Source organism: Sphingomonas sp. DMC8 (assembly GCF_056314185.1).
Genome location: NZ_JBQUYV010000006.1, coordinates 227,435 through 244,222, shown reverse-complemented (window position 1 = coordinate 244,222; position 16,788 = coordinate 227,435). Strand labels below are relative to the sequence as shown.

15 protein-coding genes are annotated in these 16,788 nt (G+C 62.2%); 10 read left to right on the top strand and 5 right to left on the bottom strand.

What is annotated here, in order from left to right; genetic code table 11:
* Positions 1-38: 38 nt before the first annotated feature.
* The 3 genes from ACT53K_RS13820 to ligK are packed head-to-tail and all read right to left on the bottom strand — an operon-like array spanning position 39 to position 2,657.
* A complete protein-coding gene (locus ACT53K_RS13820) occupies positions 39-932 on the bottom strand; it encodes an amidohydrolase family protein (RefSeq protein ID WP_476229262.1) in 894 nt (297 codons plus the stop codon).
* Positions 929-1,990, bottom strand: a complete 1,062-nt coding sequence (locus ACT53K_RS13815) for a 4-oxalomesaconate tautomerase (RefSeq protein WP_476229261.1) — start codon at positions 1,988-1,990, stop codon at positions 929-931. Before ACT53K_RS13815 ends, ACT53K_RS13820 begins: the two co-directional genes overlap by 4 nt.
* Positions 1,983-2,657, bottom strand: a complete 675-nt coding sequence (ligK, locus tag ACT53K_RS13810; protein WP_476229260.1) for a 4-carboxy-4-hydroxy-2-oxoadipate aldolase/oxaloacetate decarboxylase — start codon at positions 2,655-2,657, stop codon at positions 1,983-1,985. Before ligK ends, ACT53K_RS13815 begins: the two co-directional genes overlap by 8 nt.
* Positions 2,658-2,759: 102 nt before the next feature.
* Between ligK and ACT53K_RS13805 the strand changes: the two genes are divergently transcribed.
* The 6 genes from ACT53K_RS13805 to ACT53K_RS13780 all read left to right on the top strand — a co-directional run bounded on the left by ACT53K_RS13805 (position 2,760) and on the right by ACT53K_RS13780 (position 8,087).
* On the top strand, positions 2,760-3,920 hold the full coding sequence (locus ACT53K_RS13805; RefSeq protein ID WP_476229258.1) for a LysR substrate-binding domain-containing protein: 1,161 nt from the start codon (positions 2,760-2,762) through the stop codon (positions 3,918-3,920).
* Positions 3,921-3,983: 63 nt separating this feature from the next.
* Entirely contained in the window at positions 3,984-4,853 is an 870-nt protein-coding gene (locus ACT53K_RS13800; protein ID WP_476229256.1) for a DUF1932 domain-containing protein, read from the top strand.
* Positions 4,850-5,875 carry an amidohydrolase family protein gene (locus tag ACT53K_RS13795; protein WP_476229254.1) on the top strand — a complete coding sequence of 342 codons (1,026 nt, stop codon included), beginning with the start codon at positions 4,850-4,852 and terminating at the stop codon, positions 5,873-5,875. The genes ACT53K_RS13800 and ACT53K_RS13795 overlap by 4 nt, the downstream gene beginning before the upstream one ends.
* Entirely contained in the window at positions 5,872-6,276 is a 405-nt protein-coding gene (ligA, locus tag ACT53K_RS13790) for a protocatechuate 4,5-dioxygenase subunit alpha (RefSeq protein WP_476229253.1), read from the top strand. Before ACT53K_RS13795 ends, ligA begins: the two co-directional genes overlap by 4 nt.
* Positions 6,276-7,121, top strand: a complete 846-nt coding sequence (locus tag ACT53K_RS13785; protein WP_476229252.1) for a class III extradiol dioxygenase subunit beta — start codon at positions 6,276-6,278, stop codon at positions 7,119-7,121. The genes ligA and ACT53K_RS13785 overlap by 1 nt, the downstream gene beginning before the upstream one ends.
* A 24-nt stretch (positions 7,122-7,145) precedes the next feature.
* A complete protein-coding gene (locus ACT53K_RS13780; RefSeq protein WP_476229251.1) occupies positions 7,146-8,087 on the top strand; it encodes a Gfo/Idh/MocA family oxidoreductase in 942 nt (313 codons plus the stop codon).
* A 114-nt stretch (positions 8,088-8,201) separates the two neighbouring features.
* On the opposite strand, the gene ACT53K_RS13775 is transcribed toward ACT53K_RS13780, so the two are convergent.
* Complete coding sequence (locus ACT53K_RS13775) at positions 8,202-9,104, bottom strand: helix-turn-helix domain-containing protein (RefSeq protein WP_476229250.1); 903 nt, start codon at positions 9,102-9,104, stop codon at positions 8,202-8,204.
* A gap of 113 nt (positions 9,105-9,217) precedes the next feature.
* Here ACT53K_RS13775 and pobA point away from each other — a divergent pair, with 113 nt between their 5' ends.
* The 4 genes from pobA to ACT53K_RS13755 all read left to right on the top strand — a co-directional run bounded on the left by pobA (position 9,218) and on the right by ACT53K_RS13755 (position 14,683).
* Positions 9,218-10,387: a 4-hydroxybenzoate 3-monooxygenase gene (pobA, locus tag ACT53K_RS13770; RefSeq protein ID WP_476229249.1), complete on the top strand. Its 1,170-nt coding sequence runs from the start codon at positions 9,218-9,220 to the stop codon at positions 10,385-10,387.
* A 2-nt stretch (positions 10,388-10,389) separates the two neighbouring features.
* The gene (locus tag ACT53K_RS13765; protein ID WP_476229248.1) at positions 10,390-11,400 is read left to right on the top strand and encodes an aldo/keto reductase; all 1,011 of its coding nucleotides are present in this window, start codon (positions 10,390-10,392) and stop codon (positions 11,398-11,400) included.
* Positions 11,401-12,700: 1,300 nt separating this feature from the next.
* The gene (locus tag ACT53K_RS13760) at positions 12,701-13,420 is read left to right on the top strand and encodes a sulfotransferase domain-containing protein (protein ID WP_476229247.1); all 720 of its coding nucleotides are present in this window, start codon (positions 12,701-12,703) and stop codon (positions 13,418-13,420) included.
* A 507-nt stretch (positions 13,421-13,927) separates the two neighbouring features.
* Positions 13,928-14,683 (top strand): hypothetical protein, encoded by a 756-nt coding sequence (locus ACT53K_RS13755; RefSeq protein ID WP_476229246.1) that lies wholly within the window; start codon positions 13,928-13,930, stop codon positions 14,681-14,683.
* A gap of 530 nt (positions 14,684-15,213) precedes the next feature.
* Here ACT53K_RS13755 and ACT53K_RS13750 read toward each other — a convergent pair.
* On the bottom strand, positions 15,214-16,785 hold the full coding sequence (locus tag ACT53K_RS13750; protein ID WP_476229245.1) for a glycosyltransferase family 4 protein: 1,572 nt from the start codon (positions 16,783-16,785) through the stop codon (positions 15,214-15,216).
* Between the last annotated feature and the right edge of the window lie 3 nt (positions 16,786-16,788).

Genomic DNA, 16,788 nt, shown 5'->3' with positions numbered 1-16,788 from the left:
CCCGGCCGGTTGAGTCCGGCCGGGCGCTGCGTGCTGCCTCAGCCGGAGAAAGCCGGCACTGCCTCTTCAGGCCAATAGAGCCGCATCGGATTGGCGACGAGCAGCTTGTGCTGCAGTTCTGCCGTCGGGGCGATGCGCGGGATCATGTCGACCAGTGCGCCGTCGTCGGGGATCGCATCCTGCATGTTCGGGTGCGGCCAGTCGGTGCCCCACAGCACGCGGTCCGGATAGTCGGCGACGAGCGGCGCGACGGCGGCGGCAAAGTCGTCCCAGGGCGGGCCCTTGGCGTCGAGCCGGTCGGGGCAGGTTACCTTGGTCCAGATGTCGTCGCGGCTGTCGAGCAGCGCACGGAACGCCCGCATGTCTGGCCCGTCCGGCCCCTGCGCCACGTCTGGCCGGCCCATATGGTCGATCACCAGCAGGGTGGGGATCGCATCGAGGAAGGGGCGGAGTTCAGCGAGGATGTCGGCTTCGAAATAGACCACCACATGCCAGCCGAGCGGCTGGATACGGCGGGCGACTTCGAGAAACTTGTCCTTCGGCGCGTCGTCGACCAGCCGCTTCAGGAAGTTGAAGCGTACACCACGCATCCCGCCTGCGTGCAGCGCCTCCAGCTCGGCATCGCTGATCGCGGGATCGACCACCGCGACGCCGCGCGCCTTGCCGTTCGACCGGGCGATGCCGTTCAGCGTCGCGGCATTGTCGGTGCCGTGGCAGCTCGCCTGGACGATGACGTTGCGGGCGAAGCCGAGCTTGTCCCTGAGCGCGAACAGCATGTCCGGCCCGGCATCCTCAGGCAGATACTTGGCCTTGGCGCTGAACGGGAACTCGGTCATCGGGCCGAAGACATGGCAGTGCGCATCGACCGCGCCCGGCGGCGGGGTGAAGCGGGGTGTGCTGGGATCGGCGTGCCAGCTGGTGATGCGGCTCATGCGAAAACCTCTCCGTCCATCAGCTTGCGCGCAGTGCGCAGCATCGCGGCGCTGGTGACTGCGCCATTTTCATCCAGTTCCATCACGCAGGTCGTCTCGCCGGTCGGATGCTCGACCGACAGCGTCTTGCGGCGCCCCTTCGGTATCACCGCCACTTCGGCGGCCGGAGATCCGGGGATCAGACAGGCAGTGGCGACGCTGACTGCACCGAGCACGCCGATCGAGGCATGGGCTCGGTGCGGGATGAAGCTGCGTACTGTCACCGCGCCGCCGCTGCGGGGCGGGGCGACGAGCATCATCTTCGGCACCGACTTCTCGCGCACATCGCCCAGGTTCATGCGTTCGCCGACGGCCAGCCGGATCGCCTCGATCCGCGCCTTGAGCGCTGTGTCGCCATCGAGCGTCTCGCGATCCTCATAGCCGGTGATGCCGACATCGGCCGCCTTCATCACCACGCACGGCATGCCATTGTCGATCAGCGTGACGGGCACGCCCTCGACCACGTCCACCGCATTGCCGCTCGGCAGCAGCGCACCGCAGGAGGAGCCGGCGGTATCACGGAATTCGAGCGGGACCGGCGCGGCGGTGCCGGGCACACCGTCGATCCGCGCATCCCCGTCATAGCGGACGCGGCCGCTCGGCGTCTGCACGGTGGCGACGGCGATCTGGCCGGTATTCTCCATGAAGATGGTGACGCGGGTTTCCCCGTCCGCCGCAGCCACCAGCCCGCGCTCGATCGCGAAGGGGCCGATGCCGGCAAGGATATTGCCGCAATTCTGCGCGTCGGAAACGATCGCCTGGTCGACGAAAACCTGCAGGAACAGGTAATCGACATCAACGCCCGCGCGCGCCGACTTGCGTACCACCGCAACCTTGCTGGTCAGCGGGTCGGCGCCGCCCATGCCGTCGATCTGGCGCGGATCGGGCGAGCCCATGATGCGCAGCAGAAGGGCGTCGCGCGCGGCGCTGTCGGCGGGCAAGTCGTCGGCCAGGAAATAGCCGCCCTTCGACGTGCCGCCGCGCATCCACATCACGCGGGCGGAGCTCGGCTCAGACATATTTCAGCCCCATCTCGGCAAGCTTCGGGCGCATATTATAGATGTCGAGGCCGAGTTCACCCGCCGCCAGCCGCTTGCGCTTGGCTTCTTCGGCGGCCTCGCGCGCCTGCGCCTTTTCGAGCACGGCGGCAGCGTCGGCGCGCGGTACCACGCAGACGCCGTCGTCATCCGCCACGATCACGTCGCCCGGGTGCACCAGCGCATTGGCGCACACCACCGGCACGTTGACCGAGCCGAGCGTCGCCTTGATCGTGCCCTGCGCATGCACTGCCTTGGACCAGACCGGGAAGCCCATCGCCGTCAGGTCGCGCACGTCGCGCACGCCGGCATCGATGATCAGCCCCCGGCAGCCGCGCGCCTGCGCCGAGGTGGCGAGCAGGTCGCCGAAATAGCCGTCGGTACACGGGCTGGTCGGCGCCAGCACCAGGATGTCACCGTCGCGTAGCTGCTCGATCGCGACATGGACCATCCAGTTGTCGCCCGGCGGGGCGGAGATGGTTACGGCGCTGCCGGCGATCCGCGCGCCGGCATAAATCGGGCGCATGTGCGGGGCGAGCAGGCCGGTCCGGCCCTGCGCCTCGTGCACGGTCGCCACGCCGGCATGGGCGAGGCCGTCGATCACTGCAGGATCGGCGCGTTCGATATTCTGGACGACGATGCCCGACATGGCAGCTCCTCTGTGCAATTTTGCCCGTCGAGGTGCGCGCGCGCAGGCCCGCCGGCCAATCGGAAGGATGGCATGGCCATTAGTTTTTGCTAATTATGCGCCGTGCAGGTCGACCAGCTCAATATCCGCCACCTCGCCGCGATGGCCGCCGCGGTGCGGCTGGGCAGCGTCAGCCGTGCCGCCGATGCTGTCCACCTCACGCAGCCGGCGGTGACGCAGGGAATCGCGAAGCTTGAGGGGCAGCTGGGCCTCGCCCTGTTCGAGCGGCGCGCCACCGGCATCGAGCCGACCCCCGCCGCCCTGCGGCTGGTACCGCGCGTCGAGGCGGCGCTGCGGCTGATCGGCAGCAACCGGGTGACTGCGGCACAGCTGCGCGCGTTCGTCGCGCTGGCGCAACAGGGCAGCTATCCGGCGGCGGCACTGGTAGCCGGCGTGACGGTGTCGTCGCTCCACCGTGCGGTCGGCGATCTCGGGCTCGCGCTGGGGCAAAGGCTGGTCGACCGGCGCGGGCGCGGGCTGGTGTTGACGCATCAGGGCGCGCAGATGGCCCGGCGGCTGCGCCTTGCGCTCGCCGAACTGCGCGCCGGCGTGGAGGATCTGGGCGAGCTGCTGGGCCGCACCTCCGGGCGCATATCCATCGGGGCGATGCCGCTGTGCCGTGCCCGGCTGCTGCCGCATGCGATCCACAGTTTTCGCCAGGCGCATGCGGGCATCGACATACTGATCCACGAAGGCGCGCATGGCGAGCTGGTGGGGCCCTTACGCGATGGCGAGATAGACCTGATGATCGGTGCGCTGCGCGATCCAGAGACGCTCGGCCCCGATCTGGTCCAGACCCGGCTGTTCGACGATCGCCCGACCATTTTCGGGCGTGCCGGCCACCCGCTGGCGAGTCTGACCGGCGACCGGCTGGCGGCGCTGCACCGCTTTGGCTGGATCGTCCCGCCCGAAGGCACGCCGCTGCGCACGCTGTGGCGCAACCTGTTCGCGGCGATCGGCGGGCCGCTGCCGCCGGTGCCGATCGAGTGCGGCTCGGTCATCACCATCCGCGAACTGCTCCAGGCCGGGGATGAGCTGACCCTGCTCTCGGTCGACCAGTTCTCGGTCGAGCTGGCGGCGGGGCTGGTGGTCGATCTCGGTCCCGCCCCGGGCGCGGTGACGCGGACCATCGGCGTCACCCACCGCGCAGACTGGCGCCCCACCCGCGCCCAGGCGGGCTTCCTCGCCACCCTCCAGGCGTCGACTGCAACGCTCTATACGTAAAAACTTATAGCGCCCGGGTGGATTCGATTGGCCGGGGCGACCGCCCTCGGCCATGCCGCCGCAATGCAAGACGCGATCGCCCTGATCGGCTTTGGAGAGGCTGGATCGACCTTCGCCCGGGCGGGCGGATGGGAAGCAGCGTGCGCATTCGATCGCAAGACCGACGGCGCCGAGGCTGCCGCGATGCGCGAGCGCTATGCGGAGGCCGGCCTCACCGGCGCCGCGACGCTGGCCGAGGCGCTGGCCGGCCGCTCGCTGGTCCTGTCGCTCGTCACTGCCGATCAGGCGCTCGTCGCGGCAGAAGCCGCCGCCCCGCATCTCGCGGCTGGCGCGCTCTATTGCGACGGCAACAGCGTAGCGCCGCAGACCAAGCAGGCCGCCGCCCGCGCGGTGGAGGCAGCGGGCGCCTATTATGTCGACCTCGCCATCCTCGCGCCCGTCGATCCCGCCCGGCTCGCCGTACCGCTCCTGCTCAGCGGCGCACGCGCCGAAGCCGCCGCGACGGCGCTGGCCCAGCTGGGCTTCCAGAATATCAGCATCGCCGGCGATGCCGTGGGCCGCGCCTCGTCGATCAAGATGATCCGATCGGTAATGGTGAAGGGCATCGAGGCGCTGACCGCCGAATGCGTTCTCGCGGCCGAAGCCGCGGGCGTGCGCGACGAAGTGTTCGCCTCGCTCGACGCCAGCGAGCGCCCGCGCCCGTGGGAGGCGCGGGCCGATTACAATCTCGACCGCATGATGATCCACGGGCTGCGCCGCGCCGCCGAGATGGAGGAAGTGGTCAAGACGCTGGAGGCGCTGGGCACCGGCGCCGCCATGACCCGCGGCACCGTGATCCGCCAGCGCGCGATCGGCACGCTCGGGCTCGCCACCCCGCCCGAAGGCCTCGCGCCAAAGCTCGCCGCGATCGAGGAGAGGATGCAATCCCAATGACGATGATCATCGACTGCCACGGTCATTACACCGTGCTTCCCAAGGGGCATGATGCCTGGCGCGAGGCGCAGAAGGCTGCCTTCAAGGCGGGCGAAGCCCCGCCGCCCTATCCCGAGATCAGCGACGACGAGATCCGCGAGACGATCGAGGCGAACCAGTTGCGCCTGATCAAGGAACGCGGCGCCGACCTCACCATTTTCTCGCCCCGCGCTTCGGCGATGGCGCCGCATGTCGGCGACGAGACGGTCGCGAAGGAATGGGCGCGGCGCTGCAACGACCTGATCGGTCGCGTCGTCGACCTGTTCCCCGAAACCTTTGTCGGCGTATGCATGCTGCCGCAGAGCCCCAAGGCCGACATGCAGGGCTCGATCGAGGAGCTGGAGCGCTGCGTCACCGAACTCGGCTTTATCGGCTGCAACCTCAATCCCGATCCGGGCGGCGGCCATTTCACCCATCCGCCGCTCACCGATCGCTACTGGTACCCGTTCTACGAGAAGATGGTCGAGCTGGACGTACCGGCGATGATCCATGTCTCGGGCAGCTGCAATCCGGCGATTCACGCGACCGGCGGCTATTACATCGCCGCCGACACGGTGGCGTTCATGCAGCTGCTGGAAGGCGATCTGTTCCAGGATTTCCCGACGCTGCGCTTCATCATCCCGCATGGCGGCGGCGCGGTGCCCTATCACTGGGGGCGCTATCGCGGCCTGGCGGACATGCTGAAGAAGCCTTCGCTCGACACGCATCTGATGCACAACATCTTCTTCGACACCTGCGTCTATCACCAGCCGGGCATCAACCTGCTGGCCGATGTGATCGACAACAAGAACATCCTGTTCGGGTCGGAAATGGTCGGCGCGGTGCGCGGGATCGATCCCACCACCGGGCATTATTTCGACGATACCAAGCGCTATATCGACGCGCTGGCGATCAGCGATGCGGAGCGGCACGCGATCTTCGAGGGTAACGCCCGTCGCGTCTTCCCGCGGCTGGATGCGAAGCTGAAAGCGAGGGGGCTATGACCACCGACATCCACGCCTATCTCGCGGAGTTCGACGACATCCCCGGCACCCGCGTCTATACGGCGGCACGGGCGCGGCGCGGCTATTGGATGAACCAGTTTGCGATGAGCCTGATGACGGCGGAGAACCGCGCCCGCTTCAAGGCCGACGAGCGTGCCTATCTCGATGAATGGCCGCTGAGCGAGGAGCAGAAACAGGCGCTGCTCGACCGCGACTATAATCGCTGCCTCGATCTGGGCGGCAACATCTATTTCCTCGCCAAGCTCTTCTCCACCGACGGCCTCAGCTTCCTGCAGGCGGTCGGCACAATGACGGGGATGAGCCCAGAGGACTATCAGGCGATGATGGTCGCCGGCGGCCGTAGCCCGCAGGGCGTCCGCTCGATCCGGGAGAAACGCTGATGGCACGCATTACCGCCGGCGTGGCGACCAGCCACGTCCCCGCGATCGGCGCGGCGATCGATCTCGGCAAGACCGGGCAGGACTATTGGCAGCCGGTGTTCGCCGGCTATGACTGGTCGAAGCAGTGGATCGCGCAGGAAAAGCCCGACGTCGTGATCCTGGTCTATAACGACCATGCCTCGGCCTTCGACATGCGGATCATCCCCACCTTCGCGATCGGCTGTGCCGAACGCTACGGTATCTGCGATGAAGGCTGGGGGCCGCGCCCGGTGCCGGACGTGATCGGCCATGCCGATCTCGCCTGGCACATCGCGCAGAGCTGCATCCTCGACGAATTCGACATGACGATCATCAACGAGATGCAGGTCGATCACGGCCTCACCGTGCCGATGAGCCTGATGTTCGGCCAGCCCGAGGCATGGCCGGTCAAGGTCGTGCCGCTGGCGGTCAACGTCGTCACCTATCCGCCGCCCTCGGGCAATCGCTGCTGGCTGCTCGGCGAGGCGATCGCGCGGGCGGTCGAAAGCTTCCCCGAGGATCTGAACGTGCAGATCTGGGGCACCGGCGGCATGAGCCACCAGCTCCAGGGTCCGCGCGCGGGGCTGATCAACGCCGAATGGGACAACCGCTTCCTCGAGCTGATGAGCGGACCCCATGGCGACGAACTCCGCGCCATCCCGCACATCGAATATCTGCGCGAGACCGGCTCCGAAGGGATCGAGATGGTGATGTGGCTGATCATGCGCGGCGCGCTGGGGCGCGACGTGCGGGCGCTGCACCGCCATTACCATGTTCCCGCTTCCAACACTGCGGTCGGGCATCTCGTGCTCGAACCCGTCCGCTGATCCAGACTTTCTAGGGAGAACATCATGCGTATTGCCCTGGCCGGCGCCGGCGCGTTCGGCGAAAAGCATCTCGACGGCTTGCAGAAGATTGACGGGGTGGAGATCACCTCGATCATCAGCCGCACCGCCGAACAGGCCGCCGCCGTCGCAGCGAAGTACGGCGCCAAGCACCACTCGACCGAACTGGCCGACGCGCTGGCCCGCGACGATGTCGACGCGGTAATCCTCTGCACCCCCACCCAGATGCATGCGCAGCAGGCGATCGCCTGCATGGATGCCGGCAAGCATGTTCAGGTCGAGATCCCCCTGGCGGACAGCTGGGCGGATTCGCAGGCGGTGCTCGCGAAGCAGCAGGAGACCGGGCTGGTCTGCATGGTCGGCCACACCCGCCGCTTCAACCCGAGCCACCAATGGGTCCATAACCGCATCACCGCGGGCGAGCTCGCCGTCCAGCAGATGGACGTGCAGACCTATTTCTTCCGCCGCAAGAACATCAACGCCAAGGGCCAGCCGCGCAGCTGGACCGACCATCTGCTGTGGCACCACGCCGCGCACACGGTGGACCTGTTCGCCTATCAGGCTGGCAAGATCGTGCAGGCGCATGCGGTGCAGGGGCCGATCCACCCCGAACTCGGCATCGCGATGGACATGTCGATCCAGCTGAAGAGCGAGAGCGGGGCGATCTGCACCCTGTCGCTCAGCTTCAACAATGACGGGCCGCTCGGCACCTTCTTCCGCTATATCTGCGACAACGGCACCTATATCGCCCGCTACGACGATCTGGTGAACGGCAAGGAAGAGCCGATCGACGTGAGCAAGGTCGATGTGTCGATGAACGGCATCGAACTGCAGGACCGCGAGTTCATCGCGGCCATTCGGGAGGGCCGCGATCCGAACAGCTCGGTGGCGAAGGTGTTCGACTGCTACCGCGTGCTCGGCGAGCTGGAGAGCCAGCTGGCGGGGTGAGGCCGCGGAAGGCGGTCACCCTCACCCTTCCGCCGCTTCGCGGCTCCCTCCCTCTCCCAGAGGGAGAGGGAGCGCTCACCCCTCTCCCTTTGGGAGAGGGAGGGGCCCATCGCGTCAGCGATGGGAGGGTGAGGGTGGCCGTGATTTGCCCGCTCCCGCCCGAAACGCCCGCGGCGACACCCCCACATGCCGCGTGAAGAAGCGGGAGAAATAGGCGGGGTCTTCGAACCCCACCGCATCGGCAATCTGCCCCACCGACAGTCCCGAATAGAGCAGTAGCCGCCGTGCCTCGAGCAGCGCGCGGCCGTCGAGCATCGCCGTCGGGCTCGTCCCTGCCACCCGCGAACAGGCGAGCCGCAACGCGGTAACGCTTACGCCCAGCGCCCGGGCATGAAGGCTCACCGGCTCGCGAAGGCGGAAGCGATCCTCGATCCGCGCGCGCAGCCGGGCGACAATTTCCGCCTCGCGTCGGCTGCCTGATCCGGCCGCCGTTGCCGGCCGGGCATGACGCAGGCTGCGCACCAGGATCGCGAGCAACGCCGCTTCCACCGCCGCGCGCTGGCCAGGGGCGGCCCAGTTCAGCTCGCGCTGCACCTCCGACAGCAAGGTGGCGACCGTATTGCCATCTTCCCCCGTCAGCGCCAACGCGCGCGGGCGACGGAACAGCGCCTCCAGCGCAGCGTCGCGCATCGCCAGCTGGGCAAAATAGACGTCGGCAATCGTGCAGACCCAGCCGCGCGATTCGCGGTGCCAGCTAAAGCCATGGACAATCCCTGCCGGCACCAGCAGTAGCGCCGGCGCATCGAACGCGACCGTCTCTGCCTCCGCCGTCATCGACCCGCCGCCTTCGGCGATCAGGATCACATGGTTCAGATCGCGATGCAGATGCGGGCGGATCGTCCATTCGCTGGGGCGTGAGCGATCGTCGAGGCTTTCGACATGGACAAAGCCTTCCGTGACCCCCCGCTGCGGCTCGCCATAGAGATAAAAGGCCGGGACAGGGCTTCGTTCGCGCATCGGGCACGTCTGGCACGATCGGTTGAATCGTCCAAATAAAAGGTTGACCCATCCCTCACACGAAGCGGCGCGCTGCGCCAGCATGGTGCCAACATCATAGTTGGAGAGGCGATATGCGGACTCAGGTTGCGATTGTCGGTGCCGGCCCGGCGGGGTTGTTGCTCGGTCATTTGTTGCGGGCGGAGGGAATCGAGGTGGTGGTGGTCGAGCGCGCCACGCCCGATTATGTACTGGGCCGCATCCGCGCCGGCGTACTGGAACGCACCGCCACCATGCTGATGGAGCGGGTGGGCATTGCAGACCGCATGCACCGCGAAGGCCTGCCGCATGACGGCTTCGCGCTGGCCGATGGCGACCGGCTGATCCGCATTCCCGTGACCGAGCTCACTGGCCATCATGTGCTGGTCTATGGCCAGACCGAGCTGACCCGCGACCTGATGGACGCGGCGCCGGAGCGCGGCCTGCAGGTGATCTATGAAGCTGCCGATGTCGCACTGCACGATGTCGACCGCGATGCGCCCTATCTGACCTATACCAAGGACGGCCGCGCCGAGCGGATCGATGCCGACTTTATCTGCGGCTGCGACGGGTTCCATGGCCCTTCGCGCAAGGCGATCCCGGCCAGCGTCGGCACCGCGTTCGAGAAAGTCTATCCGTTCGGCTGGCTCGGCATTCTCGCCGATGTGCCGCCCTGCGACCACGAACTGATCTACGCCAATCACGATCGCGGCTTCGCGCTTGCCTCCATGCGCTCGGCGACGCGCAGCCGCTATTACATCCAGGTCTCGCTTGACGAGAAGCTGGAGGACTGGCCCGACGACCGGTTGTGGGGCGAGCTGGCAGTGCGTCTGGGGCCGGAAGCGGCGGCAAACCTCACCCGCGGGCCGGCGATCGAGAAGTCGATCGCGCCCTTGCGCTCTTTCGTGTTCGAGCCGATGCGCCACGGCCGGCTGCTGCTTGCTGGCGACAGCGCCCACATCGTGCCGCCCACCGGCGCGAAGGGGCTCAACCTTGCTGCCTCGGACGTGCATTATCTCTCCGAAGCGCTGGTCCGCCATTTCAAGGCGCATGACAGCGACGCGATCGGCGGCTATTCGCAGCGGGCACTCGCCCGGGTCTGGAAATCGGAGCGTTTCTCTTGGCAGCTGACCAAGCTGATGCACCGTTTCCCGGATACGGACGCCTTTGATCGCCGGATGCAGCTGGCCGACCTGGACTATATCGCCACGTCGCGCGCGGCACAGACGACGATCGCGGAAAACTATGTAGGATTGCCGCTCTGACCATGCCGACCCTGCCCACGCGCCAGATTGGCCCCTTTACCGTCTCGGCGATCGGGCTCGGCTGCATGAACCTCAGTCACGCCTATCTGCCGCGTCCCGACGCGGCAGCGGCGGAGCGGCTGCTGCTCCATGCGCTCGACTCGGGGGTGACGTTCCTGGATACCGCCGCGCTCTATGGCTTCGGCGCGAACGAGGAACTGCTGGGGCGCACGGTGATGCACCGGCGACGGGAGTTCACGCTGGCAAGCAAATGCGTGCTGGCCGAAATCGACGGCAAGCGCGGGCTTGACGGCAGCCCCCGGGCGATTGCCCGGGTGCTGGAGGATTCGCTGCGCCGGCTGCGGACCGACCATATCGACCTTTATTATCTCCATCGGCTCGATCCCAACGTGCCGATCGAGGAGTCGGTCGGCGCGCTCGCACGGGCGGTGGAAGCGGGGAAGATCGGGGCGATCGGTCTGTCGGAAATGTCGGCAGCGACGCTGCGGCGGGCGCATGCGGTGCATCCGATCGCGGCGATGCAGACCGAATATTCACCCTGGACGCGCAATGCCGAAATCGCGGTGCTCGATGCCTGTGCGGAGCTGGGGACGGGCTTCGTTGCCTTCTCACCGGTCGGGCGCGGGATGTTGGCGGGGAGCGTAGGCCCGGAGGGCGTGCCGCAGGGCGACCTGCGCGCGAGCATGCCGCGGTTCCAGGGCGAGAATTTGTCCCGCAATTTGGAACTGGCCGCCCGCTTCCGCGAGCTTGCCGAGGATGCCGGCTGCACCATGGCACAGCTCTGCATCACCTGGCTGCTCTCCCGCCGCGAGTTCGTGGTGCCGATTCCGGGCACGACGCGGGTCGAGCATCTCGATGAGCTGCTGGGCACCTTCGCGCGGCCTGTTTCTGCTGAGGTGCTAGCGAAGGTCGACGCGCTGTTTCCTGCGAACGCCGCCGCCGGTCCGCGCTATGCGAAGGAGGCGCAGGCGCAGGTGGGTACGGAGGTTTGGGAGGCGGAGGCGCTGGATTAGGGAGCAAAGTTGCTAATCACCGTGTCATCGTCATCCGTGTTAAGACCGAGAGCGACTGATGGCGGTGAAGCGGGACGAAGTGAGCGATGCGTAACGGCAGCGAATCGCATCGCTGCGACTGGGCGGGGGCGGCGGATCTGCAGCATTCCGGCGCTTTCTGATGGCCGACAACACTATCATGCACGCGCACCAGCAGGCGGCGATGGGATGCTGACGAGCTTGCCCAATCGCTCGCTACGCTTCATCATTACGCCCACCGGCAACATCGCCCCGTCGCCGGCCTTCTCCACGGAAATAGCGGTAACGCCGTTCTCGCCGACAAGGCCATGAAGGCAATGCCGTACGGGTCATCTTCGCTGAAACGGGCGCCGAGGCAATCATAGCCCACGACTCGATAGCCAATAACAGCGCAACTGCATCGAACGACGTTTCAGTCGTCTCAAACACTGTGGACGTTTTCCGAGGCGTTTTACTTGCCGGACCATTCTTCGCTGGTTTCACCCATCTCGCCGCCTCCACGATCTGGGCACGGTGAATGTCGATGCGAACTAGCGGAGTATATGGCCAGCGAATCCGCGTTAGTACATTTATTAGGTGCTCGTCGTGGATCAAGAAGGTGCAAATGACTAGCGCCTGCACAAAGGCGTGGCGCGGGTTTATAACGCTCTGAAATTGGCTACGAACCCGTGATCGTAAATCAGACCAACGAAAGTGCACGGGCGCGATCTTGCCGTCATAACGCTCGTGATTTATCTCTGCTCCGTGAGCCCGAGTCACTGCGGGCCAGATCGACTTTTCGCTATCGAGCCAGTGGCGGCGCTTTTTCTAAATGTGGAGTCGATTGCATGAAAGGACTTCCGGTCGCTTCGTGCACAGACGCGCGAGCAATCGGCGTGACTCGGCGGCCCAGCCGTACGCGGAGCTCCTTCGGCACGATGTCCGTGCGACCTTTCCAGACCTCCGGGAGCTACATGCCAGTCGCGAGGGGATTTCGCTTGCGGTCGCTTCGTCCCGGGAGTGCCGGGTATGCTTATGGTCGGTGCGTGCGCGTTGAAGTAGATGGAACGGCTCGGATACGAGCATCCATTGCGTTTCAGCTCATAACGTTGCTAGTACCCGAGCCTCCCGTTGTGCGCGAATGGTCGAACAACATTACACTCGCGGTCAGCATGCGGTATTCTGCATAAGATTGAATTTACATTTCTGTGCAATTGCGCAGAATTATTTATGCGAAATATAATTTCATGGTTGAATAAATATGATGGATAATTTTTACTAAAAATAGATATGGGAGAAAACATTGCTCAATACCGCAAAATTTATTCTATGCGTCGGCATTCCGAGAAGTGGAAGCACTTGGGCTTACAACGCTGTAATTGAGATTTGTCAAGGTTATGGAAATGTTGTTGCACTATATAGTGATGATATACCAAACAATATTAGTGAATTAAATAATCCTGAAAATATTATAGTTATAAAATGCCACGAACCCACCAGCAGGCTCATCGACTTAGTAAATTGTGTTGGAAGTAAGGTGGTATTGACCGTCAGGGATCCGCGCGATTGCGTTGTTTCGCTTTATGATGCCTTTGGCGTCCAATTTGATGAAGCCATCAGGAGGTTGCAAAACTGTGCTGCGTCGATTGAATATTTAAATAATAAATGTAATGTTTTGTCTTTAAAGTATGAGGATGGAGTAGGCTCGATCGATAATATCATTAAAATAAGCTCTATAATAGCGCCTGTTGTATCGGAAGCGGAAATTCAACGGATTTTCGATTATCTAAAAAAGGAGAGGATTCAGGAATCAATTTCTAAATGGGTTGCTGCAGGAATACTTAATGCTGATACACCAGCATCTAGCTGGACACAAGTATCTCACTGGCATCCGAACCATATAGGTAACGGGATGATTGGGAAGTTTCGAGATCGTCTGTCGGAAGATGAGATTTCTTGTGTTGAAAGATCAGTTTCTGATCTAATGGATATTTTTGGGTATGAAAGATATTTAAATACATAATATAAAATATTTTATATTATAAAAATTAAACTTGAAATGATAAAGTCATTTATCATTGAGCCTTGGTGGGGGGGTGTATATTGTGCGTAGTGCATTCTGAGTGTGTAATTTCTGTGGATTTGCAGCCGGTGTTGCCATACTGGCCTTGTTTTAAATACCGCTGCCACCCGAGGATGCCTTTTGCCGGATAGCTGCGCCGGGGCGCCTACCGGGTCGCAGATCGCCTTCAGCGACCATTTAAAGCGGTGTGCGTGGTGTGCATAATCAAATCCGCGGTTTCCTCAGTGCGTGAAGCTGGGGTGCGTGCAAGGGCATCGTGGGCCGCAGAAGATGGGAATGTCCTAGCCTTTAATCGTTCGTTACGGTACGCTGGTCGACTTCGAGCGCAATGAGTCCATTTGACGACTGGCGCGTTTGTGTATGATGATTTTGATGGAGTAGATCCTAGACGGATCTCTTTATATTGACATTATTAAGAAATATAATGCCATTGAGTGGAGAGTTCGCGTGATAGTAGATGAATCTCACGAGGTTTTCGCTGTTACTGTCAATGTTTTAAAAATGTTCCGTCCAATGAAACTTATTGGATCTGAAAAGATCAGGTTGGGGCGGAGTTTTGATGGTGGATATGTGATGGTTGATGCTTTTGAAGGCGTCGACGCCGCGTATTCTCTAGGTATAAATGACGATGTGTCATGGGATATCGATGTTGCAAACAGAGGGATACCAGTATTTCAATATGATCCTACAATCTCGGGTTTGCCGAGGAGCCATCCCTTGTTCAAATGGGAACCCATTTGGATCGGAGGCGAGGTTAATGAAGAAAGTAACACGCAGACTCTGAAAAGCCTGATTGAGCGTAATGGCCATGTCGACAAAAGAGAAATGGTTCTCAAGTGTGACATTGAAACGCACGAATGGGGTCTCCTGCAGAGCACTCCCAATAGCGTTTTAAAACAGTTTCGCCAGATGGTCTTCGAGATACACGACCTTAAACTGCTTGCCCAACCCGAAAATGCTGAAAATGTCCGCGAAGCTATCGCAAATTTAACGGCATCTCATCATCTTGTTCACGTGCACGGGAATAATTATGGTGGATGGACGATAATTGGAAATGTCGCTATACCAAATGTTATCGAAATAACGATGGTTAGGAAGGATGTGGGGAAGTTTGAACCTGCGAACGAGATTTTTCCGACGTCGTTAGATATGCCGTGTGATCGAAATCGCGCGGACATGTTTATCGGGAATTTCGTATTCTAGACCATCGTGCCGATCCATTGGTATTATAGCATGCACTGCGTGCGCTAGGGAAAAGCGCGGTGGAGTGGCATGCGATCTTGGGCGCCCTTATTGTTGGTGGTTGATGCGCGGCGTATGGCCTTTCCGGGCATGGCGCCCGACGTACTGAGGCTGCGAAAGGACACTATTGTCCCCGGGGCTGCGTCAGACGAGATCGGTTTGCGCTAGCAGTTTGGTGAAGAATGGGTTTCCATCTAACTAGCTCGCTATCATGTCTTTGCATGCGGATTCGTCTAGTTCTGCGCCGCACCAATATATCTTGTTGCGGATGCGGGCACCTGAAGCGCCTGATAGTGAACAAGAGATAACGGTTGCTCGGGACTACCGATCCCGCCGAAGCCGCCGCGGCGGCTTCAAGTAACCCAATGCGCTTGAATTATTTCTTGGGCCTGCACGTGGTTGAGACGGCAAATGGGAAAAGCGGCATCGCCACAATGTAGATCGCTCGAGATTGCGATGGTACATCATGTCCCATATTGAGTAGAGCGTGCTTAGGTTCCTCGTCGCGTCTCTCCGTGCCTAGGAAAGTTCGGAAAAATTCCGATGATCACGGCGAGAAGGGAAGACCGACGATGGACCGGCAGCATGTGCAGAGCCATGTTTAGAACCGGGAGCGCAAGGGCGACAAGCTTGCGATACCAAGGCTTGCCGGCTGAAAGATATGCCAGTTGCAGTGTGCCCTCCCATTCTTTCGGCGATAGCCACGACAGCGGTATTAGGAAGGTCTTGGTCGCGTCGCTTCCTAGTAGCTCCAATCGATCGGGATCCGATCGTGCACTCTGACAGTAACCGACAAGCGCCGTTATCGGGTGGGGTACATATGCTGGAGGGGCCTTCAAGACCGCCTCCATGTGTGCTTCAACCGCTTCTGCCTGTGCGGCGAACGTGAGCTGTTCAACATGCGCCCGGCCGTTCCGGCCGAAGCGAAATCGTTTCTCCGCATTAACGACCAGTTCATCCAGTGCCTCTGCGAGTTCGCCAACACTTCCGGGAGCGACGAGCAGCCCTGTCTTTCCGTGTTCTACGATCTCGGGAATGCCCCCAATCCGGCTCGCAACCACGGCAATACCGCTGGCCATGGCTTCCATAATCGACACCGGCTGGTTCTCGGGCCAGACGGAGGGGAGCACAACGACATCAGTTGTTTGATACAGGCTCGGCATCTCGTCTCGAGGGACGTGTCCCATCCAACGCACCTGCGTTAAACCGAGGCGGCCCGATAGGGCCTCCAATTTGAGCCGGTCAGGTCCCACGCCCGCGATCGTCAAACGCACGCGGTGTGCTTCCCGCATGGCTGACAGAGCTTCTACTAGTGTAGCAATTCCCTTGTGTTGACCGAGATAGCCAACGTAGAGGACTTCCACGATGTCCGGCGGTGTATGCACGGACGAAGTTCGCAGTCTGAATGCGTCGCAGTCGATACCATTCGGCACAACATGCATCCGGCCGGCGGAAATGCCCTCTCTAATGTAGCGTAAGGCCAAATGTTTGCTGGGCGCCAGGAATGAATCTACGTTGGAAAGTGAATGGGCAATCGTATCCGCACGCACACGCATGGGTAGGTTAGTTGAATCGGGTGCAGAGGATGGCGGTAAGCACCCGCGGCAAGCGGCAGTATCCTCACAGATTCGTCCGCTCGGGCGGATCATCGTGTTGCGTAAGCAGAATCCCCAGTAATCGTGCAGCGTAACAATCGTACGGGCACCTTGCGCTCCTGCGATAACGGGCAGGCGGGCGGACAGACCCATTAGATTGTGCGCGTGAACAACATCTGGCTGGAATGCAGCGATCAACGCCTCCAGGTGCGCGTCAACCTCGGAATGGACCATATTTTGGCAAGCCGGATTGAAGTCTCGGGGGCTCAGGGCAACACGGTGGATTTTAAGGCCGTTGTACGAGTCGCGCACGATCGATCCGCGCGGAATGTGTCCGCCTAGATCCCCCACGAAAGCCTCTACGGTGTGGCCACGAGAGGCCAGCGTCATGGCAAGCCGCTCCGCCATCAACTCGGCACCGCCAACAAACTTAGGTGGCCAAATATTGGTGCAGACGAGAATCTTCACAAT